Origin of the sequence: Amycolatopsis mongoliensis, from assembly GCF_030285665.1 — a bacterium.
Classification (GTDB): Bacteria; Actinomycetota; Actinomycetes; order Mycobacteriales; family Pseudonocardiaceae; genus Amycolatopsis; species Amycolatopsis mongoliensis.
On the sequence record NZ_CP127295.1, the window covers coordinates 6,423,019 to 6,445,801 of the forward strand.

The window sequence follows — 22,783 nt, forward strand, 5'->3', positions numbered from 1 at the left end:
TGTATCTAAGGAGGAAGTGTGGCGACGGTGACGAGCCTGGTGGAGCGGCTCATCCGGGATCGGCGCGCGACCCGGGCGTTCCTGCCCGACCCTGTTCCGGACGAGACGATCGAGGCCGTGTTCCGCCTGGCCGGCGCTGCGCCGTCGAACTCCAATGCGCAGCCCTGGCAGGTCGAGGTGGTCAGCGGAGCCGCGCGGGACAACTTCGCCGAAGCGCTCGTGGCCGCGGGCCGGGCGGGCCGGCAGACCGTCGATTTCCCGTACAGCGACGGCATTTACTCGCCGGTGCACCAACGACGGCGCGCGGAGTTCGGTGCCGTGCTCTACGACGCGCCCCACGTCGCCCTGCTGTACGCGCCGGAATCCGGCGACGCGCGGCTGACCGCGGACGTCGGCATGTACGCGCAGACACTGTTGCTGGCCATGGCGGCCTACGGGGTGGCCAGTTGCCCTCAGACGTTGCTGAGCTTCTACGCCGACACGGTGCGCGAGACGCTCGGCGTCACCGGCGGGAAGCTGCTGTTCGGTATCGCGTTCGGCTACGCCGACCCGACGGCGGCGATCAACTCCGTCGCCGTCGGCCGCGAGCCGTTGGAGAAGACGACACGCTTCCACCGCTGACGGTAGCTGCGGCGGTCACTGGGGGTCGTATTCGTTGCCGTTTTCGTTGAGCAGCACGTAGTCGGGCGACAGTTCGGTCAGGCACCCGCTCAGTGACGCCGGCAGCTCGCATCGCCTTGATGTCAGGCGCGTCCGACACGACGTCGTGCCAGGTCGGCACGCCGACGACCAAGCGGATCACGGCGTCCAAGCCGGCGGGCCGGTGATGGGGAAACCCCGCCGCGGCAGCGAGTTCCCGCGCTTGATCGCGGTCGGCCGGGACCGCGGAGATGCCGCCCTGGCGCCGTTCCCACGGCCCGAACCGGCCCCGGACGTTCCAGGTGACCAGCCGGAGCCGCGAGCCGATCAGCGGGCCATGCGGCTGCAGGGTCGACGGTCATGACCTTGAGACGACGAACCGACGTGTCCGGAGACCGCGACCGGATCGACACTTGACCGGACATTTGCTCAATTGTACGTTCAAATCATGTCCGAGGCCCTGCACCTGCAGATCAAACGGGTGATCGAAGAGCAGATCCACTCCGGGGCGCTGCCCGCGGGAGCGCGGCTGCCGACCGAGAAGGACCTGTGCGAGCAGTACGGCGTCAGCCGGGCCACCGCGCAGCGCGTGCTCAACGACCTGGCGAAAGCGGGCCTGGCCGTCCGCCGGCGACGGCACGGCACGTTCGTCGCGGACGGCGTGCGGCAGGTCAACCTGCTCAACTTCGTCGTGCCCGGGACCGCCGAGAAGGGCGCTCCCGGCCGCCACGAAGTCGTGTCCGCGCGGATCACCACGGCCGGTGACGCCGTTCTCGCGCTTCCCGGCGCGGAGCCCGGCACCGCGGTGGTGGAACTGGTCCGCCGGAAGCTGGACCTGCGCGAACGGCCGCAGTCGGTCGAGCGCCACGTCGTGCTCTTCTCGGTGGCTTCCGACCTGCTGGACGAAGACCTCGAGCACCTCGTGAGCCTGGCCTACCTGCGGGGCAGGGGAGTGCCGGTCGACACGATCCGGCTCTACCTCGACCCGGTGAGCCTCGACGAGCGCGACGCGGAGTTGCTGGACAGCGCACCGGGCACGGCGACCCTGCGGCGGCGCCGGGAGCTGCGCGTCACCGACGGGACCGTCGTCGAAGTGGTCACGGCGCTCGTCCGCCCGGGCACCGCGGAGTTCTTCGTCGAGCTGCCCGCCTCGGCCGTGTGAGCACCGTCCACTTCGGAAGGGAAGGTCGGAGATGAAGGTCATCGTGGTCGGGGCGGGCGTGCTGGGGACCGCGGTCGCCCGGGCGCTCGCGGTCGCCGGCGCGGAAGTGCTGCTGCTGGACCGGCGGGGGCCCGGCACCGGGACCACGTCGACGACGTTCGCGTGGACCAACGCGAACCGCAAGCTCGACCCGGCCTACCACCGGCTGAACGTCGCGGGGATGACCGAGCACGCGGACCTCGCCCGCCGGCTGCCCGGCGCGCCGTCGTACTTCCCCAGCGGAGCCCTGCACTGGGCGAACTCCGCGAGCGCGCCGTGGCTCGCCGACAACGTCGACCGGTTGCTGGCCCTCGGGTATCCGGTGCGCTGGATCGGGCGCGACGAAGCGACGCCGATCACCGGCGCCCTCCGGATCCCGGCGAACGCGGTGTCGTTCGCGCACTTCCCCGGTGAGGGGTACGTCCTGCCGGACCGGCTGCTGGGAAACCTCCTCGCGGACGCCGGGCGGCACGGTGCGACGTGCGCGATCGGCGAGGTCGCCGCCGTCGACGACGGTCCCGGCGGGGTGTCCGTCACGCTGGCCGGCGGCGAGGTCCACCGGGCCGACCGGGTCGTCCTGGCGACTGGCCGCTGGAGCGAGCGGCTCGCCGCGGGCGCCGGGATCGACCTGCCCATGCTGGCCGGCATCGAGCGGGGATCACCGGCGGTCGGGTTGCTCGGCTACGTGCGGGCGCCCGGGATCGACCTGCGCTGCGTGGTCCACTCGCCGACGCTCAACCTGCGCCCCGCGGCCGGCGGGCACACCGTCGTGCAGGCGCTCGACCTGAACGCCGCGGTCGATCCCGCCGACCCGCCGGCCCCGGACGGGCCGCTCGCGCGCACGATCGCCCGGCGCCTCTCGGCTCTGCTGCCCGAACCGGCGCCCACCCCGGAAATCGACCTGCGCGTCGGGTTCCGCTCCCTGCCCGCGGACGGCCACACGATCGCCGGCTTCGGCTCGCCGCGCGTCTACTGCCTCGTCTCGCACAGCGGCATCACCCTGGGGCCGCTCCTGGGACGCCTGGCCGCGGCCGAGGTCGTGACCGGCCGGGGCCAGGAACTCCTCGACCCGTTCCGCCCCACCCGGTTCGCCGGACGGCGGCGCGCGGACTTCGAGGTGACCCAGCAGGCCACCCGGCTGGGTGAGCAGTAACCGACAGTCCCCACCACGGAAGGCCGATCGGGATGACGGAAACGCACCCACGCACCACGGGTCCCCGGACCCGGATGACCACCCTCTTCCGCGTCATCGGCGCGATCGAGCGCGCGGGGAACAAGCTCCCGCACCCGTTCTGGCTCTTCTGGATCCTGGCCGCGGTGCTGGCGGTCACCAGCCTCGTCCTGGCGCTGCTCGGCGTCCACGTCACGCTGCCGAAGACCGGCGAAGTCGTCGAGGTCAAGAATCTCCTTTCGCTCGACGGGATCGGCTTCGCGGCGAAGTCCGCATTGGACAACCTCGCGAAGTTCCCGCCGCTGGCGGTCATCCTCGTCATGCTGCTCGGGGTGAGCGTCGCCGAGAAGAGCGGGCTGCTCGAGGCTCTCCTCCGGATCACCGTCGTCCGCCTCCCCGGGCGCTGGGTGACGTTCGCGATCGCGGTCAGCGGGATGATCGCGCACGTCATGAGCGATTCGGCGTATCTCGTGATGATCCCGTTTGGGGGCGCTCGCTTTCCGCGCGGCCGGCCGCAGTCCCGTGCTCGGGGTGATGGTCGCCTACGTCGCGGTGTCGGCGGGGTTCAACGCCAGCCCGCTGGTCACCCCGTCCGACGCCATCCGGTCGTCGCTGACCGCCGCGGCGGCGAAGACCGTCGACCCGGGCTACGTGGTGACGCCCGTCGCGACGTACTTCTTCTCCGCGGTGTCGTCGGTGTTCCTGGCGGGGATCATCACGCTGGTGGTCGAGCTGGTCCTGGCCAAGCGGCCCGAATACGCGCCCTCCGAGGAGGACGGCGACCCGGCTGCCGACGGCCCGGCCATCCGGCTCACCGCCGTGGAACGCCGGGCGATGAAGCTGACCGCCGGGGTTTTGGAGCTGTTCGTGGCCGTGGTCGCCGTGCTGCTGGTGGTGCCGGGCTCGCCGCTGCTGGGGGCCGGCGGCAGCCTCGTGCAGTCGGCGGTCGTGGTGAACATCAGCGTGTTCATCGCCCTGCTGTTCGCGATCCTGGGCTTCGGTTACGGCCGGGTGACCGGGACCATCCCTTCGCTGTCGGCCGTCCCGGCGATCATGGCCGGGGGAGTGGCCAAGATCGCCCCGGTGATCGTGCTCTTCTTCGCCGTCTCACAGTTCCTCGCCTACTTCACGTGGACCGGCATCGGGTCGGTGGTGGCGGTCGGGGGTGCGGACCTCCTGCGCTCGCTGAACGCGCCGCACCTGGTCGTGCTGCTCGCCACCGTGCTGGCCGTCGCCCTGCTGAACATGCTCGTGACCAGCGGGTCGGCGATGTGGGCGATCCTCGCGCCGATCGTGGTGCCGATGATGATGTACCTGCAGGTGCGCCCGGAAGCGGCGATGGGCGCGTTCATGATCGGCGACTCGGTCACCAACGCGGTGACCCCGATGAGCCCGTATTTCGTGCTGGCACTGGGATTCGTGCAGCAGTACCGGAAGAACGCGGGGATCGGGACCCTGATGTCGTTCACCGTCCCGATCGCGGTCGTCTTCCTGATCGCCTGGTCGGCGCTGTTCGCGATCTGGTACGGCCTCGGCATTCCGCTGGGCCCGGGGGTGTCCCTCCGGTAGCGCGGGAACGTCTCCTTCAGCCGCGCCGGTGTCGCGGCAGCAGCACGGTGACGGCCGCGATGGCCAGGCCGAGCCCGGCCGCCACCAGGAACACCAGGTCGTAGCCGGCGGCGAGGGAGTTCTCGCCCGCGGCTCCGGTGGCGGCGATCGTCGCGAGCACCGCCAAGCCGATCGACCCACCCACCTGGCTGGCGGTGGTGGCCAGGCCGCCGACCGTTCCCGCGTCGGCTTCGGGGACACCGGCGGTCGCCGCGGCCATGAGAGTGGGGAAGGTCAGCCCGATGCCGATCGCGACGAGCAGCGTCGGCCCGAGCACGCCGACGGCGTAGCCGCTGCCGGCGTGCGCCTGGGCGAGCCAGCCGAAACCGGCCACGAAGCAGGCACAGCCGGCCAGCACCAGCGGGCGCACGCCGGTGCGCGGCAGCAGCGCGGCGGCCAGTCGCGCGATCACCACGAACGTCACCGCCGCCGGTGTCTGGCCGAGCCCGGCTTGAAGCGCGCTGAAACCGAGGACGTTCTGCAGGAGCAGCGAAGTGAAGTACCACATCGCGATGGCGATCCCGCCGAACAGCAGCAGCATGGCGTTGCCGACAGCCACCCCGCGGATGCCGAACAGCCGCAACGGCGTCATCGGCCGGCCGGCGAACCGCGCCTCCACGACGGTGAAGACGACGAGCAGGAGCAGGCCCGCCACGACCGGTGCGACGACCCGCGGAGACGTCCAGCCGTGCTCGGCGCTCTGCATGACCCCGTAGATCAGCGCGGCCAGTCCCGCCGTTCCGGTGATCGCGCCGGTGAGGTCGAGCGGTTCCCGCCGGCCGGTCCGCGTGCCGGTCAGCGACAGCGCGGCCACCGCGATCAGGGCCGCGCCGATCGGCACGTTGAGCAGGAAGACCCACCGCCAGGACAGGCCCGTGGTGATGGCGCCGCCGGCGACCGCGCCGGCCATCCCGCCCACGCCACCGGCGGCGGACCAGGCGCCGAAGGCCCGGGCGCGTGCGCGCGCTTCGGTGAAGCCGGTGGTGATCACGGCCAGCGTCGCCGGGGCGAGCGCGGCGGCTCCCATCCCCTGTACGACGCGGGAGGTCACCAGGACCTCCGGCGTGGTCGCCAGCCCGGCCGCCAGGCTGGCGGCGGAGAACACGAAGAGTCCGGCGGTCAGCAGCCGGCGGTGGCCGAACACGTCGGCGGCGCGGCCGCCGAGCAGCATGAACCCGGCGAAGGTGAGCAGGTAGCCGTTCACGACCCAGGCCAGTCCGGTCGGCGTGAAGCCGAGATCCCGGCGGACCGAGGGCAGGGCGACGTTCACGATGGACGCGTCCAGGATCACCATGAACTGGCAGGCACACACCAGGGCCAGGACCAGCCAGGCGGGGCGGGCGTGCGCCGGGGGCCGCCGCGTTGCGGTGCTCGTCATGATTTCCTCCTTTCCGGGCCCGCGCTCACGCGGTCCGTGCCGGTGCGGCGGTGACGTGGTCGCTTCCCAGCAGCCGCAGCGTGATCGTGGCCAGCCGGCGGCCCTGGTACCGGGCCGCGTCCAGGGTCGCGGCGTCCGGGCCGGCCCCGGCCGGGCCGGACACCGACGACGTGCCGTAGGGATTCCCGCCGGCGGCGGAGACGGCCGGATCGGTGAAGCCGGGCGGGACGATCAGGGCTCCCCAGTGGTAGAAGACGTTGCCCAGCGACAGGATCGTGGCCTCGTTGCCGCCGTGGCGGTTGAACGCCGAGGTGAAGGCCGTGACCGGTTTGTCGGCCAGGATCCCTTCCCGCCACAGCCCGCCTGCCTGGTCGATGAACTGCTTGAGCTGCGCAGCCGGCGCGCCGAACCGGGTGGGGGTCCCGAACGCGAACGCGTCGGCCCACGCGAGGTCCTCGAGCGAGGCCTCGGTGATCGACGAGGTGGCGTCGAGGTGCTGCCGCCACTGCGGGTTCTGGTCGATCGCGTTGTCGGGTGCCAGTTCGGCGACGCGCCGCAGCCGGACGTCGGCCCCGGCCGAGGCGGCGCCTTCGGCGACGGCTTGGGCGAGCGCGTGCACGGTGCCTGTCGCGCTGTAGTAGACGACGGTGATCTTCGCGGACATGACGGGTCCCCCGGTGCCGGTGTAGGATTAGTTATGCGGATAACATTATGCGCGTAACTATCTTTGTCAAGGAGCGCCCGTGGAGTTCGAGCAAGCCGACGCCCTCAACCAGGCGATCCGTCTCCTGAGCCTGCGGCACCGCGCCAGGGCCGCCGCCCTGCTGGCCCCGCTCGGCCTGCACCCCGGTCAGGAGGCGCTCCTGCTCGAGCTCGCCCGGACCGGCCCGAGGATCCAGGCGCAGCTCAGCGACGCGCTCGGGTGCGAGCCGCCGAGTGTCACGCTCATGGTTCGCAAGCTCGAGGCCTCCGGCCACCTCCGACGCGGGCCGGCACCGTCCGACAAACGCGCGAGCGTCGTCGAACTCACCGACCAGGGCCGGGCACTCGCCGGCCAGGTCAAGCGGCTGTGGTGCGAGCTGGCGGAGGAAACCGTCGCCGGCCTGCCCGACCGAACCGTGGCGGCACTGCCCGAGACCCTCCGGACCATGACCGGCAACGTCGACACCAGGCACACCCGGACCTCGCGCGGCCGCGGGGACGGCGGGCGGGCTTAGGCGGAGCGCACGAGCCGTGTCGCGGGCGGTTCACCCCAGGCGCGCGGCGCGGGCCAGGAGGTGGCGCCTCTCGGGTTCGCTGGTGGTGCGCCGGGCCGCCTCCCGGTAGCCGGCGCGCGCCGCGCCGTGGTCGCCGGCCATCTCCAGCAGGTGGGCCCGCACGGACACCAGGTGGTGGGAGGCGCAGACGCGCTCGTCGGCCGAGACGGCGTCGAGCAGGGCCAGCCCGGCCGCGGGGCCTCGCACCATGGCCACCGCCACCGCCCGGTTGAGCGTCACGGTTGGGTTCGGGGCCACGCGCTCCAGAACCGTGTAGAGAGCCAGGATCTGCGGCCAGTCGGTGACGCCGGCGATGGGCGCCTCGTCGTGGACGGCGGCGATGGCGGCCTGCAGCTGGTACGGGCCGATCGGGCCCCGCGCCAAGGTGTCGGTCACGAGGGCCACGCCCTCGGCGATGGCCTCGGCGTTCCAGAGGGTGCGGTCCTGTTCGCTCAGCGGCACCAGCGACCCGTCCGGGGCCGTGCGGGCCGGACGGCGCGCGTCGGTCAGCAGCAGCAGGGCCAGGAGCCCGGCCACCTCGCCGTCGCCGGGGACCAGCCGGTGCAGCTCGCGGGCCAGCCGGATGGCCTCGGCCGTCAGCTCGGCCCGCACCAGGTTCGCCCCCGCCGTGGCCGTGTAGCCCTCGTTGAAGACGAGGTAGACCACCTGGAGCACGACGCCGAGCCGCTCCGCCTGCTCGGCCGGCGGCGGCAGGGCGAAGCCGGCGCCGGCCGCCTTGATCCGGTGCTTCGCCCGGCTGATGCGCTGCGCCATGGTCGCCTCGGGCACGAGGAAGGCCCGGGCGATCTCGGCGGTCGACAGGCCGCCGACGGCCCGCAGGGTCAGCGCGACCTGCGACGGGGGAGTCAGGGCGGGGTGGCAGCACAGGAACAGCAGCGTCAGGGTGTCGTCGTCGGCCTGCACCTCGCCGCCGGCGGGCGGAGTGCGGAGGGCGTCGGCCTCCTCCCGCCGGCGGCGCGCGGCGTCGCTGCGCACCTGGTCGGCGAGGCGGCGCGTCGCCACCGTCACCAACCACGCCCGGGGGTTCTCCGGCCACCCCTCCACCGGCCACTGGGCCGTGGCCGCCACCAGCGCCTCCTGGACGGCGTCCTCGCAGGCGTCGAACCGGCCGTGGCGGCGCACCAGCGCCCCGAGCACCTCCGGGACCAGCCGCCGGACGGCCTGCCAGTCGGTCACGGCCCGACGTTGGCCTCGTGCATGAGGGGCCGCACCTCGACCCCCCAGTAGCGCGACGACGGGTTGCGAGCCGCGATCTCCAGGGCCCGCTCCAGGCTGTCGCAGTCGACGATCGTGAAGCTGCCCAGGTACTCCTTGGCCTCGGCGTAGGGGCCGTCGGTCACCGCCGGCGTCCCGCCGGTGACCCGGACCATCTTGGCGTTGACCTGGTCGGCCACGCCATAGGCGCCGACCAGCTCACCCGACTCGAACAGCTCCTGGTTGAGGGCGTCGGTCTCGCGGATCAGCTCGGCGAGGGTCTCCGCACCTATCGAGGTGAAGGCTTCCTCGTTGCCGTAGATCAGCAGCATGTACTTCACAGCGCGCTCCTCTGCTCCGGCTGGGCCGGGGCGACCAGGTCGCCGCCGGCACCGCGGTCGTCCAGCACCAGTTTCGACCGCCCGGCGACGCGGTAGCGGAGGTGGGTGACCCCGGGCGCGTCGACGACCCGGTCCGGGACCAGTTCGATGCCGTCATCCGCGCCGAGACCGAGGCCGGGGCCGAACAGGCGCTGGCCCTCGCCGAGCAGCACCGGGGCGATGTGCACCTCGAGCTGGTCGAGCAGCCCGGCGGCCAGCACCTGGCGCAGGAGCTCCCCGCCGCCGGCCACCGCCACGTTCTTGCCGCCGGCGGCGTCCCGGGCCAGCTCGACGGCCCGCTCGGGTCCTTCGGTGACGAAGGTGAAGGAGGTGCCGCCCCGGCGTTCGAGCACGGCCCGGGGGCGGTGGGTGACGACGAACACCGGGGCGCGGAACGGCGGCTCCTCGCCCCAGGGGACCTCGCCGGCGTCGAACATGCGCCGGCCCATGACGTAGGCGCCGGCGGCCGCGAACGTCTCCTCGACGATCTCCGAGTCCACCGACCGCTCTCCGCCGGCGAAGCCCTGCCGCTCGCGCCAGGCCGCGGCGTCGACGGCCCAGCGGGTGACCCGGAAGAAGCCGGGCGCTTCGGGGCCCCGCATCCAGCCGCTCATGTCCTGGGGGGTCCGCGGGTCCCGCGGTCCGGTGTAGAAGCCGTCGAGGGACATCGACATCTGGGCGGTCACCTGGGTCATCGTGCGTGCTCCACTCGTCGTGGCGGCCTCCTTGCGGCCGCCGGTGCCCTTGAGTCGGAGCCGGCCGCTCGTTCTCGACACGCGCCGACGAGAAAGCCGGAGAAGATTCCCGGCGACCGCGCCGGGCTCACGAGGGAGAGCCGCGGCCTGCGCTGTGGTCGTAGGCCTGCTGGGCTCGGTGGATCTGGGCGCTGTGGTCGACGGTCCAGGCGTAGAGGTGACCGAACAGGCGGCCGGGCTCGGTCAGATCGAGTCGCTCATGGGCATCGTCCCGGGTGGCGGCGGCACGCAGTACCTGCGCGAGCGGGTCGGGCGGAACCGCGCCCTGGAGATCGTCCTGGCCGCCGATCTGTTCGACGCACAGACCGCCGCGGCCTACGGCTGGATCAACCGAGCCGCACCGGCGTCGGAGCTGCGCGGTTCGTCGCCGCGGTGAAGCACGCCCTGCCCGCGCACGGCGTGGGCGAACGGGACGATTCCGGAGCCCCGCGCAGCACGCTCGCCGTCCTGCGCGGGCCCCGGGCCTCAGCGGTACCCGGCCAGGAATGCCGCCAGCGCGGCGAGCATCTCGTCCGGGGCTTCCTCGGCGGGGAAGTGGCCACAGCCGGGAATCACGACCGAGACGAGGTCGTCCGCGACGAGGGCCATCGTGTCGGCGACGACGTTTGCGGTGGAGAGCTCGCCCGCGACGGCCAGCACGGGCATCCGGAGGCGGTGTTCCCGGCGCCGGCCGTTCTGGGCGATCGTCGTGTCGAGGGCCCGGTAGAACTCGAAACTCGCCCGCAGCGCCTCCCGGTCCGATGCCAGGACGTCGACGTAGTGGTCGATCGCCTGCTCCGGCAGCGGCCGGGCCGCTTTGGCGGTGAACTGATGGCCGAAGAACAAGCGTTCCCGCCCTTCGACCAGGTGCTCGTTCAGCGCGCCGAGCCGGTTGAACCCGAAGTGCCACAGCCGGTTCATCGCTTCCTGAGGCATGTGCAGGGGCGGCGAGGGCGTCAGCCCGGGGATGACGGCTTCGGCGACGGCCAGCCGCTCGACCCGCGCGGGGTGGTCGGCGGCCATCGCGTACCCGGTCCACATGCCGACGTCGTGCCCGGCCACCGCGAACCGCCGGTGCCCGAGCGCGTCCATCAGCTTCACCATGTCGTCGGCCAGGGTGCCGGTGTCGTAGCCTTCCCGCGGCTTGGCCGACAACCCCACGCCACGCGGATCGGGGGCGACGACGGTGAAGTCCCGGGCCAGCGTGGGCATCAGGTGGCGCCACGCGTACCAGGTCTGCGGCCAGCCCGGGATCAGGAGCAGCGGCGGCCCGTCTCCTCCGGTGACCGCGTGCAGGCGCAGGGTTCCCGCCCGCACCCACCGGCTGCGGAAGGTGTCCGAGAACCCCTCGGGCAGCCCTGGTGCTTCGCGCACCGAGCCGGGTCCCATGGGTTCGGCCGCCTGGTGGGCAAGCTCGGTCATGATTCTTCCTTTCCTCGGGTTCCGGCGGCCGCGAGCGCGATCCCGCCGACGCCGGCGGCGAGCAGGAGCGTCGCGATGTTCTGGTCGAGCACCTGGTCGAGCAGGCCGAGCAGGAGGGTCGGGCCGATCAGCCCGGCGTAAGCGGCCAGGAAGTAGGAGGCGAACAGGTCGGCGCGCCGCCCCGGGACTGCCAGGCCGGCCGTGACGGCGATCCCCTGCCGGAACACCAGTCCCGCTCCGATACCGGCGAAGACCGTGCCGGTGACGAAGGCCGGCAGCGAGTGGGTCCAGAGCCCGGTCTCGAACACCGCCACGCCCACGACGAGCGCGACGGGGGCGAAGAGGGGGTGGGACGCCGGCCACCTGGCCGGTGGCACGAGCTGGGCGGCCAGCGCCACGGCGAACAGCAGGCCGACCTCGGCCCCCACGGCCACGGCACTGCGGACGTGCATCCCGTCGCGGAGGAAGCCTGGCACAAGGGAGGAGAACAGGCCGTTGACCGCGAACGCGGCGAACACCGCGGCGGCCGCGGAAAGGAACTGCCGGCGCGGCCCGGAGCCGGCCGGCATGGCCGGGCGGCGCACCGCGACGGCGAAGCTCCGGGGTGCGCGGACCGTTTCCGGGGTCGCCACGATCGCGACCGTCGCCGGGACGAGCGTGCCGAGGTAGCACCAGTAGACCAGGTGCGTGGGGTCGGGCGCGAACTCGGCGAACACCCCGGCGACGACGGTGCCGAGCGCCAGGCCGCCGAGGTTCGCCCCGCTGGCCGTCATCGACGCCGTCCGGGCCCGGCCAGGACCGGCCAGTTCCTCGAGAGCCGCCGTCGCGGTCGCGGTGATCACGCCGGTGGCGATCCCGTAGAGGAAACGCGCGAGCAAGAGCATCGCGACGTCGTGGGCCGCCAGGAAACAGGCGGTGCTGGCCGCGAGCGCGACCAGGGAGACCAGGAGCAGGGGCCGACGGCCCGCCCGGTCGGACATCGGGGCGAACAGCAGCAGGGCCACCGCCACCCCCACCGCGTAGATCGCGAAGATCGCGGTCGTCGTGAACGGACCGAAGCCCATGCGCGGGGCCCAGAGCACGTACAGCGGGACCGGCAGGGTGCCGCCCAGCATCGCCAGCACGTACACGGCCGCCACGGCCCGGAAGCCGATCGAAGCGCGGCGCGACGGGGACGGCGGACGGTCGGTGCGAGTGGACATCGTCTGACCATAGCTATCTTGGAATGATCGGTCCATCATTGTTTGACTGATCGGTCCAAGAAGAGGGTAGGATCACAGTCACGGTCGACGGCGAAAGGCAGGGCATGTCCGGGCGCAAGCAGTTCGACGTGGACGAGGTCGTGGCCAAGGCCATGGTCGTGTTCTGGGGCCAGGGGTACGCCGACGCCTCGCTCGACCTGCTCACCGCGGCGACCGGGCTCGGCCGCGGTTCTCTCTACGGCGCGTTCGGGGACAAGGACGGCTTGTTCCGCCGCGCTCTGGACCACTACTCAGCGACCTACGGCGAACGCTACGAAGAAGCGCTCACCGCCCACGCGGACGACCCGGTCCAGGCGATCGACGCCTTCTTCGGCGTGACCCTGGCGAGGATCGAAGACCCGGCCGTCCCGGACGGCTGCCTCATCGCCCAGTCGGCGCTCCTGACACCGGTGCTGACCCCGGGCGCCGCCGCGCACGTCCGCCGCCTGCTCGACGCGCAGCGGACGAGGCTCGTGGCCGCGTTCGCGAGCGCCGGCGCCGGCGCCGGCGCCGGCGCGGGCGAGCTCGACGATCTCGCGACCTACGTGCTCGCGATCAACCAGTCGCTGGCGGTGCTCAGCCGCGCCGGGGCCACCCGGGCCGAGCTGCTCACTGTGACACGCCTCGCGAGCGAAACGGTGGCTGCCCGCCTGAACCGGTAGCCGGTGTCCACTTCGGACCGCCGGGAACCGTTTGCCGCGTCCTGGGTCACTGCCCCACGGGTGGTTTCGGTTTGCCCGTGAAGGTGATGTCGCTTTCGGTGCGGATGCGTTCCACCATGTGCGGGTAGTGCAGTTCGAACGCGGGCCGTTCGGAGCGGATGCGGGGCAGCTCGGTGAAGTTGTGCCGTGGTGGCGGGCAGGTGGTGGCCCATTCGAGGGAGTTGCCGTAACCCCACGGGTCGTCGACGGTGACGATCTCGCCGTACCGGTAGCTCTTGACCACGTTCCACAGGAACGGCAGGACCGACGCGCCGAGCAGGTACGCCCCGACCGTGGAGATGGTGTTGAGGGTGGTGAAGCCGTCGGTGCCGAGGTAGTCGGCGTAGCGGCGGGGCATGCCTTCGTTGCCGAGCCAGTGCTGGACCAGGAACGTGGTGTGGAAGCCGAGGAAGGTGGTCCAGAAGTGCCAGCGGGCGAGGCGTTCGTCCATCATCCGGCCGGTGATCTTCGGGAACCAGAAGTAGATGCCGGCGAAGGTGGCGAACACGATCGTGCCGTAGAGCACGTAGTGGAAGTGGGCGACGACGAAGTAGGTGTCGGACACGTGGAAGTCCAGGGCCGGCGCGGCCAGCAGCACGCCGGACAGGCCGCCGAAGAGGAAGGTGACCAGGAATCCGACGGAGAACAGCATCGGGGATTCGAACGTCAGCTGTCCCTTCCACATGGTGCCGATCCAGTTGAAGAACTTGACGCCGGTGGGGACGGCGACGAGGAAGGTCATGAAGGAGAAGAACGGCAGCAGCACGGCACCGGTGGCGTACATGTGGTGCGCCCACACGGCGACCGACAGGGCGGCGATGGACAGCGTCGCCCAGACCAGGCTCCGGTAACCGAACAGCGGCTTGCGGGAGAAGACCGGCAGGATCTCCGACACGACCCCGAAGAACGGCAGCGCGAGGATGTAGACCTCGGGGTGGCCGAAGAACCAGAACAGGTGCTGCCACAGCACGGTGCCGCCGTTGGCGGGGTCGAACACGTGCGCGCCGATCAGCCGGTCGGCGAGCAGGCCGAAGCCGGCCGCGGTGAGGATCGGGAACACGATCAGCACCAGGATGCTGGTGACCAGGATGTTCCAGGTGAAGATCGGCATCCGCCACATCGTCATACCCGGCGCGCGCAGGCAGACCACGGTCGTGACCATGTTGACCGCGCCCAGGATCGTGCCCAGCCCGCCGACGGCGACCCCGACGATCCACAGGTTGGCGCCGACGCCCGGCGAATGGATCACGTCCGAGAGCGGCGTGTAGGCGAACCAGCCGAAGTCGGCGGCGCCGCCGGGGGTCAGGAAGCCGCCGAGCATGAGCAGTCCGCCGAAGAGGAACAGCCAGAAGGAGAACGCGTTCAGCCGCGGGAACGCGACGTCGGGTGAGCCGATCTGCAGCGGGAGCACGAAGTTCGCGAACCCGAACACGCTCGGGGTGGCGTAGAGCAGCAGCATCACCGTGCCGTGCATGGTGAACAGCTGGTTGTACTGTTCCTGCGACAGGAACTGCAGGCCGGGCCGGGCGAGCTCCGAGCGGATCAGCATGGCCATCGCGCCGCCGATCAGGAAGAACGCGAACGTGGTGACCAGGTACATCACCCCGATCACCTTGTGGTCGGTCGTCCGGAACAGTCCCAGCAGGACCGAACCCTTCACCTGCCTGCGCTTCGCTCGCAAAGCGACGGGAACGGGGGTCACGGTGCGCACTGGGGACCTCCTGGCGGTACGAGTCGTGCGCGCGCCAGGTTCGCCGGGGGCGGGCCGGTGCCGCTAGGGCCGAAAGTCCTCGTGGATCGACCCGGCCCGGCCGAGGGCCGCACCGGATGCCGAAGGGCCCGAAGGTGATGACTTTGGCCCCTGGTCACGCCGCGATGCTCGCCGGGAGGACTCAGCCGGTGGTGAGGTCGCGGCGGTTGCTCCCGAAGACGCCGAGCAGGAAAGCACCGCCGGCGAAGGCGATGAGCACCAGGAGCCCGCGGAAGTCCGGGTCCGGCGAGACGACGTCGGGAACGTGCTGGAACACACCGAGGTCCCGGACGGGCTGGGGGATGCCGAGCAGGCCGCCGAGCAGAGCGAACGTTCCGCCCGCGACGAGGGGTATCCAGGCCGGCCAGCTCACGCGCGGCCGGAGACCGACGAGCAGCGCCGCCCACCCGGTCACCGCCAGCATCGCCGGCCACTGGCCGACCACGTAGGTGAAGGCGTGCACCGCCACGTCGGAACCGTCGATGACGGCCGGGGCGATGAGTGCGCTGAGGGTGCCGGTGGCGGTGAGGATGAGCAGGCTGCCGACGGCCGTCACCGCTGCCTGCGCGGCGAGCGGCGTCCAGCGACGGGCTCCCGTGGCGAGGACGTGGTCGGTCAGGCCACGGGCCTCGTCGTGCCTGCTCGTCAGGACGGAGAGCACGGCGAACGAGGACACCACCATGCCGACGACCGTGCCGGAGTAGGCGAAGTAGGCCGCGACCGGGTCACCCGTGCCCAGTTGCGAGCCGAGGAAGCCGCCGAGATCCCCGTTCTCGCTCTGCCGCACCACTCCTGAACCCATGGCCGAGAACAGTGTCCCGACGCAGGCCACCGCGACGGTCCAGGTGAGCACCTGCCGGCGGGCGAGACGGCCGGCCAGTGCGAAGCCGGACCGGATGTTCAGCCGGGTGCCACGCATGTCGCGACGCGTGATCAGGCCCGCGCCGTACTCACGCCGGGCGGACAGCACGAGCGCGAGCCACGCCAGCACCGCGGCTGCGAAGAGGCCGGTCGCGAACACCCACCAGCGCTCCTGCGCGAACGGCCGCACCGTGGCCCGCAAACCCAGTGGAGTCAGCCAGTTCAGCCACCCCACGTGCCGGGTGTCGGCGAGGGTGCGGACCGCGAACGCGACGCCCACGGCGGCGAATCCCAGGGTGCGCGCGCCGGTCGCGGTGGGGGCCACCTGTGCGAGGACGGCGGCGAGTGTCCCGGCCAGGAGGAACGTCAGTCCCACGACCGAGCCGAACGCGACGGCGCCCGGCCAGGTGACGGCGTCGACGTGGCCGGCCGAGAGGCCGACGGCGAACGCGCAGCCGAGGGCGAGGACCGCGGCCACCATGCCCAGCACCAGGAGGGCGCTGCGCAGCGGAACCGGCGGGGCGACGCCGGAACCGCGGACGAGCTCGAGGGTTCCCTCGTCCTCTGCCGCGCGGGTCAGGGCGATCGCGACCAGCACGCCCATGATCGCCGCCAGGATCGTGGCGATGGCGCCGATCTCCCAGGCGAACATCAGGGCCGGGGTGCCCGGATCGGGCAGGTTGCCGTACAGCAGGGTGGTCGCGGCGTTGTGCTGCGCCAGCTGGACGGCGAGCCGGCGCTGAGCCTCCGTCGGGTACGTCGACTGGTAGGCCGAAACGGTTCCGCCGCTCAACGCGATCATGAGCAGCAGCCACGAAGTGAGCAGCATCCGGTGCCGGCGGACCATCAGCTTCACGAGCGTCATCGCGCCGCGACCTCGTAGTGGCGCAGGAACAGGTCCTCCAGTTTCGCCGGCGTGCAGGTGATGTCCTGCGCGGCGGCTTCGGCCAGCAGGCCGAGCACGGCCGGGACCTGCTCCCGGAGCACACTCAGCCGCAGGTCGTGCGCCATCGGGACCTGGCCGGCCAGGCCGATGCGGGACAGCCCTTCCTTGACGGCGATCACCTGGTCGTCCGAGAGCTTCGCGGTGACCTCGGACGCGGCGAGGTGGCGCATGTCGGCGAGGCGCCCGGATTCGACGAGCTTGCCGTCCTTGATGATCGTCACGGACTCGCACAGCTCTTCGGCCTCGGCGAGGATGTGGCTCGAGAGCAGGACCGTCCGGCCCGCGGCGGCCGCTTCCCGCACGCAGCTCCGGAAGAGCTCTTCCATGAGGGGGTCGAGACCGGAGGTCGGCTCGTCCAGCACGAGCAGTTCGGTGGGGGCGGCGAACGCGGCCACCAGGATCACCTTCTGCCGGTTGCCCTTGGAGTAGGTGCGGACCAGCCGGCGCGTGTCCAGCGCGAACTCGGCCGCGAGCCGTCGTTCGGCGGCGACGTCACGGGTGCCGCGCAGCCCGGCCAGTGCGTCGAGCACCTCCTGCCCGCTGAGGTTCGGCCACAGGTTCACTTCACCCGGTACGTAGGAGACCTTGCGGGTGACCTCGGCGGCACGGAGGGCGGGATCCAGGCCCAGGACGCGGACCCGGCCCGCGGTGGCCCGGTAGAGGCCGAGCAGGACCCTGATCGTGGTCGACTTGCCGGCGCCGTTGGGACCGAGGAAGCCGTGCACCTCGCCGCGGCCGACGGCCAGGTCGAGTCCGTCGACGGCCGCGAACGAGCCGAACCGCTTGACCAGTCCCACCACGTCGATGGTCTTGTCACGCACCATGAGGAAGTCCTCTCGCGGGCCGCAAGCTGCCGAAGGGAGTCCAGATTGCTTTCGCTCAGCTGCCGGTGGTGGTCACCGGTGTGGCGACCCCGACGCCGGTGCTCCGGAACGTCGTAGGCACCAGGGGTTTCTCACGTGCGAGGTCCGTCTTCATGGCGCAGCCCCTTCGAATCGGCTCGGCCACGACCCCCGTGCCGACGCCCGACAAGGCGAAACCGTAGTGACGGCGCACCGGCCCGCGCGGCTGCGCAACGGCCCCACTCCAGGGGTCTTTCGTCCCTGGACCGCCGTGCTCCGGCCCTATTTTCCCCGAGCCGGGGAGAACCCGGCCGAGTGTGCAGGCGAACCGTAGAGGTTGTCGCTGGTCGTCCCCGCGGGCGGCGGCCACGCTGGCAGCACGCGCCGGGGGCCTTCGGCGCGGGCTCAGTCACCCAGGGAAACGAGGGAAACGTGACCGTACGCACGGGAATCACCCGGGCCGCCATCGGTTTGATGACCGCCGGGCTGCTGCCGCTGACGGCGGCCGTCCCGGCCGAAGCCGCGACCTACGCCTACGACGGCAAGGACCCGATCGCGGCCGGATGCGCGAACGACGCCACGACGAAGGCGACCTCACACCTGCACGCCGGGAACGACTGGAGTCTCGCGTACGTCGAGCTGCGCTACAGCGTCAAATGCCACACCGCGTGGGCCCGGCTGAGCGACGCCTACGGTCCCGTCCCGTTCGAATTCACCGGCGGCTCCGCCCTGATCCACCGGAATTCCGACGGCAAGGAGTACAAGTGCGCTCTCCCCGACGACACCGCCACGACGTGCTACACCGCGATGGTCTACGACAAGGACCCGATCACGTCCAGTGCCTACGGTGAAGACCACGACTGGCACCTGCGCCACTGGGTCTCGGCCTGGACCTCCCCGTACTGATCCGGCCACCGTCGAGCCGGGCGCCGGGAAGGCCTGGGCCGTTCGGGTGGCGTGGCGGCCGGCGGGTCAACCGCCGGGCGCCCGCGGACGTGGGGGTGACGGTCTCCGAGGGGAGATCCAGGCCCGCCCGGGTGGTTCCACCCGTCGGCGCGGGCACGGAAGAGGGGGAGTCGTGTTCGGTGTCGGAGCCCGCATGGGCGTGGTGGCCGCAGTCGTGGCGGGGCTGGTGTCGGCGCCTTCGGCGGCGCCGGCGGCGGAGTGCACGTGGCCGATGACGCCGCTGGCGTTGCCGGCGCCGTACACGAGCAGCAGCGTCATCGCCGCGGCGGAGGGTGGCTGGTTCGTCGGGGAAGCGCGCAGCGCCACCGCGGCTCCGACCGTGCGGTGGCACGGCGACCAGGTGGAGGACATCGACACGCCGTCCCGCCGCCTGTCCGAGGTCCGCGACATCAACTCGTCCGGGGATGTCGTGGGGGACGGGGGCACGGGTGACTGGTGGAGTGCCGTGCCCGTCGTCCACCGCGCCGGCCGCTACGAGAACCTGCCCGTCCCGCAAGGGTTCCGTTCGGCCAAAGCCACGCACATCGACAACGCCGGAGACGTCGTCGGTGTCGCCTACGGCGAGTTCGCCACCGTCCACCCGGTACTTTGGGCGGCGGCGCGGCCCGGCACCGCCGAGGTCCTGGACCCGGATCCCCAGCACCTCTACGACACCTACCCGGTCGACATCGACGAGCAGGGCCGCGTTCTCCTCTACACCGACGGCGGCGATCGTTCGGGCGAGGTGTTCGTCCGGTCCGCCGACGGCGGCTACCGGCAGCTTCCGCCTCTGTACCCCGGCGGTTCGGTCTACCTCGAGGCCTTCCACGGCGGCCGGATCGCCGCTTCGGTGGTCACCCCCGAGCTGACGACGATCGCCGTCGAGGCGGATCTGGACGGCCGCATCGTGCACACGCTCGACGAGGCCGCCGACACCCTGGTCGTCGACTCCGGCACGACCATGGCCGGCGTGACCCGGACGTTCGACCCCGGCACCTACGAACTGCGCGTCTGGGACGGCGGGGAACTGACCGCCACCCTCGCCGCCGATCCCGACTTCAACGCGGCTCCGCGGCCTGCGGCTCTCACGGACGACGGAACCCTGGCGGCCACCATCAGGGTGCCCGGCACGTCGCAGCAGCGCGCCGTGGCGTACCACCGCGGCTGCGGCGGGCCGTGACGGAACGGAAACCCCCGCAGCCGGCCGGTCACGGCTCGTACCCGAACCCTGGCACGGGCAGGTGCGCGAAGGCCGCGTACGGGCACGGCCGGCCGGAAAGGTGCGCGCGGAGGTCGTCGTCGAAGGCTCGCAGCCCGCTCACCGCGAGCCGGACGGCGCCATCGGGATGGGCGCACGCGCCCCGCCCGGAGATGTCCGGCAGCCTGCTCCGCAGCCGCTGCCGGGCAGCCGCGGCGGTGCGGCCGCCGAGGACGAGCTGCGCGTAGTCTTCGGCGATCGCGGGCAGGCCGAACATGCACGGGCCGCACTGGGCGGCCGACTCACCGGCGAGGTAGCGGAGCACCCTGGCGGTCTCGGCGATCCCGCAGGCGGCGGCGGGCAGGACGACCAGCGAGCCGACCCCGAGGGTGGCTCCGGCCGCACGCAGGCCATCGTGGTCCAGTGGCACGCGGGCGGCCGCGGGGAACCGCAGCCACGCTCCGCCGTAGCCGCCCACCAGCACGGCCTGGACAGCTTCGCTCGGGCCGCCGGCGCAGTCGAGCGCGCCGGCGATCGGGGTTCCCAAGGCGACTTCGTGGACACCGGGCGCCCGGACCGCGCCCCAGGCGGTGACCAGGGTGGTGCCCGCGGCGGTGTCCGTCCCGCAGCCGCGGAACCAGGCCGCCCCGTAGCGGGCGATCAAGGCCAGCTGGGCGAGCGTCTCGACGTTGTCCACCAGCGTGGGCCGGCCGCCGACGCCGCGTTCGGACGGGCGCGGTGGTTTGGTCGTCGGACGGGCGTCGCCGGTGTTGACGAAGTTCACCAGCGCGGACTCTTCGCTGGCGACGTACCGTTTCGGCACGCCCACCACGCGGAGGCCGACCTCCGAGGACGGGCGTTCGGCGTAGGCGGCTTCCAGCGTTTCGACGAGCGGATCTCCCCGGTGCACGCACAGCGCGACTTCCCGGGCGCCGACGAGCTGGGCGGCGAGTTCGGCGCCGTCGAAGACCAGGTGCGGGGCCACGGTCAGCAACGCGTGGTCCTTGTCGCTGACCGGCTCGCCTTCGCAGCCGTTCGCGATGACGAAGGGACGTCGTGCGGCCGCGACCGCCCGGAGCTTGCGGGCGGTCGGGAATCCCGCGCCGCCGCGGCCGAGCAGCCCGGCGGCCTCGACTTCCGCGAGCAGCCATCGCCGGCCGATCCGGTCCGCCGACTGCGGCGGTCCGTAGCGGGCCCGGTGTTCGGCGAAACCCGCCGGCCGCCGGGTGGCCGCCCAGCCCGCGAGGAGCCGGTGCCGGTCACCCGCGGGTGGCGGGGACAGCGGCGTGCGACGCGCGTTCGTCGTGCTGCTCACCGGAACTCACCGTCGCGCCGGGCCTCCGTGTCGGCGTGGCTGCTCCTGATGCGCCAGCCGACCGCGGCGGGCACCGCGAGCACGCACGCGGCGGTCAGCACCCGTACCCAGCCGAGCCGCGCGTCCGCTCCGCCGATCCCGAAACCGTGCACGACCGCGACCGGCCAGCACACGTAGGCCGCCCAGTGCACCAGCCGCCACCACCGGAGGCTGATCCGCGGCCGGAGGAGGCTGGACACCACCAGCGCGAGCAGCAGGTCGAAGGCGATGCTCCCGAGGCCCAGCCAGAAGCCCTGGTACGCGGAGCTGAACGGCACGAGCACGCTCACCCAGCGGATCCCCGCGTAGGGGTCGATGATCGCCGTCGAGACGTGCACGGCCAGGAACGCGACGGTCAGCAGCGAGAGACCGCGGTGCACTTCGGCCAGGGCGAACCGGGGCCAGCCGCGGGCCGCGAACCGGGCGGCGTTGGCCGCGCCCAGCACGACGACCGCGGTGAGCAGGACGAGGGCGACCAGGCCGGTGCCCCTGCTCGCGTACCAGAGCGCGGTGCTCATCGTGGCCGGTCCTCCCGCTCGTCGTCGGGCCAGCCGGCCACCGTCGTCACCCGGCCGTCCCGGCTGACCAGCCGGGCGGGCAGCCGGTGCCCGGTGAGCCAGTCCGCGGCGGTGTCGCCCAGCACGATGGCGGCGGTGGCCGCCGTGTTGGCGTCGGTGCAGGTGCCGGCGGCGACGCTGACGGTCCGCCACACCGGTGCGGCCGGCAACCCGGTCCGCGGATCGACGATGTGGTGGACGAGGCGGCCACCACGGCGCCAGAACCGGCAGGTCGTGCTCGAGGTGGCCAGCCCGCCGCCGTGGATCGCGATCGCCGGGTCCCGGTCCGGATCGGTCCTGGCGTGGTCGTCGCCGACCCTGATGCCCCAGCCTCGCGGGGGCACCTGGCCGGCGACGGCGATGTCCCCGCCGAGCCCCACCAGCACCCCGCAGCCGGCGGACCGCGCCGCCCGCTCGGCGGCGCGGTCCGCCGCCAGTGCCTTCGCGGTGGCCCCCAGGTCGAGCCGGATCCCGTGCGGGACGACGACCTCCCGGCGCAGCGGATCCAGCCGCACCCGCCACCATCCGGGGACCGGCCCGGCCGGGGTGAGCGGTCCGGGCTGGTCACGGTCGAGGCCCTCGAAGTCGCCGTCGTAGCCGAGTGCCTCGAGCGCGGCCCCGACCGTGGGATCGACCGCGCCACCGGTCAGCTCCGCCGCGCGCAGGGCCACGCCGAGGGCCTCGGCCAGCAGGGGCGTGACGGGTGCGGCCGTGCCCCGGCGGCCGTGCAGCCGGGAAATCTCGGAGTCGGCCCGGAAGCGGCTGCAGGCGTCGTCGACGGCGGCCAGTTCGGCGGTCACGGCGGCTTCGGCGGCGGGCAGCCGGGCCGGATCGGTGACCGCCACCTCGGCGGTCGTGCCCAGAGCCCGGAAGCGGGCCACCGCGGGTGCGGTGGTCACGATCCGCCGGTGCTGCCCGTGGCCGTGGTGGTGACGACCGGGGGCTGCGGGGGCGGCTGCAGGGTCCGGTGGCGCGGGACGCGGGGCGCCGTGGTGGTCGCCGGCGCCGGGCGTGCGCTCGACGGTGGCACCGCGGTGGTCGGCGGGGCCGCCGGTACGCCGGTCGCCGGGCGGGGTGCCACAGGTGCGGGGGAGGCGGCAGGCGCGGCTTTGGCCGGCGGATGCTGGGCCAGGACCACTCCGAACACGACGGCCAGGCCCGTGCCCGCGACGGCGGCCGAACGGACCACCACTCTCGCGCGCCGGTGGCCCAGCTCGCGCAGCGCGCGGCGTTCACGGTGGGAACGGCTCATGCCCGGACTCCCTTTCGTCAGTGGTCGAACGTGAGTCTCGCCGCGCGTCCTGGGGGATTTCTGGGAACCGCGTCCTCCCAGGAATCCCCCAGGACCGGCGACGACACTGGCCTCGACCGGCGGTGGCGCCGA

23 protein-coding genes and 1 pseudogene are annotated in these 22,783 nt (G+C 72.6%); 10 read left to right on the top strand and 14 right to left on the bottom strand.

What is annotated here, in order from left to right:
• Positions 1 to 18 precede the first annotated feature (18 nt).
• From QRX60_RS30920 to QRX60_RS30940, 5 genes and pseudogenes are all read left to right on the top strand, one after another.
• Entirely contained in the window at positions 19 to 621 is a 603-nt protein-coding gene (locus QRX60_RS30920) for a nitroreductase (protein WP_285994951.1), read from the top strand.
• A 466-nt stretch (positions 622 to 1,087) separates the two neighbouring features.
• Positions 1,088 to 1,801 carry a GntR family transcriptional regulator gene (locus QRX60_RS30925; RefSeq protein WP_285994952.1) on the top strand — a complete coding sequence of 238 codons (714 nt, stop codon included), beginning with the start codon at positions 1,088 to 1,090 and terminating at the stop codon, positions 1,799 to 1,801.
• Between the two features lie 31 nt (positions 1,802 to 1,832).
• Positions 1,833 to 2,993, top strand: a complete 1,161-nt coding sequence (locus QRX60_RS30930) for an NAD(P)/FAD-dependent oxidoreductase (protein WP_285994953.1) — start codon at positions 1,833 to 1,835, stop codon at positions 2,991 to 2,993.
• Positions 2,994 to 3,067: 74 nt separating this feature from the next.
• Positions 3,068 to 3,433: pseudogene (locus tag QRX60_RS30935) on the top strand (AbgT family transporter); the annotation flags it as partial.
• Positions 3,434 to 3,494: 61 nt separating this feature from the next.
• Entirely contained in the window at positions 3,495 to 4,580 is a 1,086-nt protein-coding gene (locus QRX60_RS30940; protein WP_285994954.1) for an AbgT family transporter, read from the top strand.
• 16 nt (positions 4,581 to 4,596) lie between these two features.
• Here the strand turns inward: QRX60_RS30940 and QRX60_RS30945 are convergent, their stop codons facing one another.
• Both QRX60_RS30945 and wrbA read right to left on the bottom strand, forming a co-directional pair.
• Positions 4,597 to 5,997 carry an MFS transporter gene (locus QRX60_RS30945; protein WP_285994955.1) on the bottom strand — a complete coding sequence of 467 codons (1,401 nt, stop codon included), beginning with the start codon at positions 5,995 to 5,997 and terminating at the stop codon, positions 4,597 to 4,599.
• A 25-nt stretch (positions 5,998 to 6,022) separates the two neighbouring features.
• Complete coding sequence (gene wrbA / locus QRX60_RS30950; protein WP_285994956.1) at positions 6,023 to 6,661, bottom strand: NAD(P)H:quinone oxidoreductase; 639 nt, start codon at positions 6,659 to 6,661, stop codon at positions 6,023 to 6,025.
• A 79-nt stretch (positions 6,662 to 6,740) separates the two neighbouring features.
• Between wrbA and QRX60_RS30955 the strand changes: the two genes are divergently transcribed.
• Positions 6,741 to 7,214, top strand: coding sequence for a MarR family winged helix-turn-helix transcriptional regulator (locus QRX60_RS30955; protein WP_285994957.1), 474 nt, complete (start codon positions 6,741 to 6,743; stop codon positions 7,212 to 7,214).
• A 30-nt stretch (positions 7,215 to 7,244) separates the two neighbouring features.
• Here the strand turns inward: QRX60_RS30955 and QRX60_RS30960 are convergent, their stop codons facing one another.
• From QRX60_RS30960 to QRX60_RS30970, 3 genes are read right to left on the bottom strand one after another with little or no spacing between them, the layout of a single operon-like run.
• Positions 7,245 to 8,450 carry an RNA polymerase sigma factor gene (locus QRX60_RS30960; protein ID WP_285994958.1) on the bottom strand — a complete coding sequence of 402 codons (1,206 nt, stop codon included), beginning with the start codon at positions 8,448 to 8,450 and terminating at the stop codon, positions 7,245 to 7,247.
• Positions 8,447 to 8,809, bottom strand: a complete 363-nt coding sequence (locus QRX60_RS30965; RefSeq protein WP_285994959.1) for a YciI family protein — start codon at positions 8,807 to 8,809, stop codon at positions 8,447 to 8,449. Before QRX60_RS30965 ends, QRX60_RS30960 begins: the two co-directional genes overlap by 4 nt.
• A complete protein-coding gene (locus QRX60_RS30970) occupies positions 8,806 to 9,543 on the bottom strand; it encodes a dihydrofolate reductase family protein (RefSeq protein ID WP_285994960.1) in 738 nt (245 codons plus the stop codon). The genes QRX60_RS30965 and QRX60_RS30970 overlap by 4 nt, the downstream gene beginning before the upstream one ends.
• A 217-nt stretch (positions 9,544 to 9,760) precedes the next feature.
• Between QRX60_RS30970 and QRX60_RS30975 the strand changes: the two genes are divergently transcribed.
• A complete protein-coding gene (locus QRX60_RS30975; protein WP_285994961.1) occupies positions 9,761 to 9,979 on the top strand; it encodes an enoyl-CoA hydratase-related protein in 219 nt (72 codons plus the stop codon).
• Positions 9,980 to 10,068: 89 nt separating this feature from the next.
• Here QRX60_RS30975 and QRX60_RS30980 read toward each other — a convergent pair whose 3' ends face one another.
• Both QRX60_RS30980 and QRX60_RS30985 read right to left on the bottom strand, forming a co-directional pair.
• The gene (locus QRX60_RS30980) at positions 10,069 to 11,004 is read right to left on the bottom strand and encodes an alpha/beta fold hydrolase (protein WP_285994962.1); all 936 of its coding nucleotides are present in this window, start codon (positions 11,002 to 11,004) and stop codon (positions 10,069 to 10,071) included.
• Entirely contained in the window at positions 11,001 to 12,206 is a 1,206-nt protein-coding gene (locus QRX60_RS30985) for an MFS transporter (RefSeq protein ID WP_285994963.1), read from the bottom strand. Before QRX60_RS30985 ends, QRX60_RS30980 begins: the two co-directional genes overlap by 4 nt.
• A 104-nt stretch (positions 12,207 to 12,310) precedes the next feature.
• Here QRX60_RS30985 and QRX60_RS30990 point away from each other — a divergent pair, with 104 nt between their 5' ends.
• A complete protein-coding gene (locus QRX60_RS30990; RefSeq protein ID WP_285994964.1) occupies positions 12,311 to 12,907 on the top strand; it encodes a TetR/AcrR family transcriptional regulator in 597 nt (198 codons plus the stop codon).
• A gap of 46 nt (positions 12,908 to 12,953) precedes the next feature.
• On the opposite strand, the gene ctaD is transcribed toward QRX60_RS30990, so the two are convergent.
• The 3 genes from ctaD to QRX60_RS31005 form a co-directional block, all read right to left on the bottom strand.
• Positions 12,954 to 14,657, bottom strand: coding sequence for an aa3-type cytochrome oxidase subunit I (ctaD, locus tag QRX60_RS30995; protein ID WP_285994965.1), 1,704 nt, complete (start codon positions 14,655 to 14,657; stop codon positions 12,954 to 12,956).
• 181 nt (positions 14,658 to 14,838) lie between these two features.
• Positions 14,839 to 16,422, bottom strand: a complete 1,584-nt coding sequence (locus tag QRX60_RS31000; protein ID WP_285994966.1) for an ABC transporter permease — start codon at positions 16,420 to 16,422, stop codon at positions 14,839 to 14,841.
• Entirely contained in the window at positions 16,419 to 17,327 is a 909-nt protein-coding gene (locus QRX60_RS31005; RefSeq protein ID WP_285994967.1) for an ABC transporter ATP-binding protein, read from the bottom strand. The genes QRX60_RS31000 and QRX60_RS31005 overlap by 4 nt, the downstream gene beginning before the upstream one ends.
• Positions 17,328 to 17,777: 450 nt before the next feature.
• Here QRX60_RS31005 and QRX60_RS31010 point away from each other — a divergent pair, with 450 nt between their 5' ends.
• The gene (locus QRX60_RS31010; RefSeq protein WP_285994968.1) at positions 17,778 to 18,251 is read left to right on the top strand and encodes a DUF2690 domain-containing protein; all 474 of its coding nucleotides are present in this window, start codon (positions 17,778 to 17,780) and stop codon (positions 18,249 to 18,251) included.
• A gap of 172 nt (positions 18,252 to 18,423) precedes the next feature.
• Entirely contained in the window at positions 18,424 to 19,470 is a 1,047-nt protein-coding gene (locus QRX60_RS31015; RefSeq protein ID WP_285994969.1) for a hypothetical protein, read from the top strand.
• Positions 19,471 to 19,498: 28 nt separating this feature from the next.
• On the opposite strand, the gene QRX60_RS31020 is transcribed toward QRX60_RS31015, so the two are convergent.
• Genes QRX60_RS31020 through QRX60_RS31035 form a run of 4 tightly spaced genes read right to left on the bottom strand, consistent with a single transcriptional unit; the run spans position 19,499 to position 22,651 of the window.
• Positions 19,499 to 20,803, bottom strand: a complete 1,305-nt coding sequence (locus tag QRX60_RS31020) for an NADH-ubiquinone oxidoreductase-F iron-sulfur binding region domain-containing protein (protein WP_285994970.1) — start codon at positions 20,801 to 20,803, stop codon at positions 19,499 to 19,501.
• Entirely contained in the window at positions 20,800 to 21,360 is a 561-nt protein-coding gene (locus QRX60_RS31025) for a ferric reductase-like transmembrane domain-containing protein (RefSeq protein WP_285994971.1), read from the bottom strand. Before QRX60_RS31025 ends, QRX60_RS31020 begins: the two co-directional genes overlap by 4 nt.
• The gene (locus QRX60_RS31030; RefSeq protein WP_285994972.1) at positions 21,357 to 22,298 is read right to left on the bottom strand and encodes an FAD:protein FMN transferase; all 942 of its coding nucleotides are present in this window, start codon (positions 22,296 to 22,298) and stop codon (positions 21,357 to 21,359) included. Before QRX60_RS31030 ends, QRX60_RS31025 begins: the two co-directional genes overlap by 4 nt.
• The gene (locus QRX60_RS31035; RefSeq protein WP_285994973.1) at positions 22,295 to 22,651 is read right to left on the bottom strand and encodes a hypothetical protein; all 357 of its coding nucleotides are present in this window, start codon (positions 22,649 to 22,651) and stop codon (positions 22,295 to 22,297) included. Before QRX60_RS31035 ends, QRX60_RS31030 begins: the two co-directional genes overlap by 4 nt.
• Positions 22,652 to 22,783: the final 132 nt, after the last annotated feature.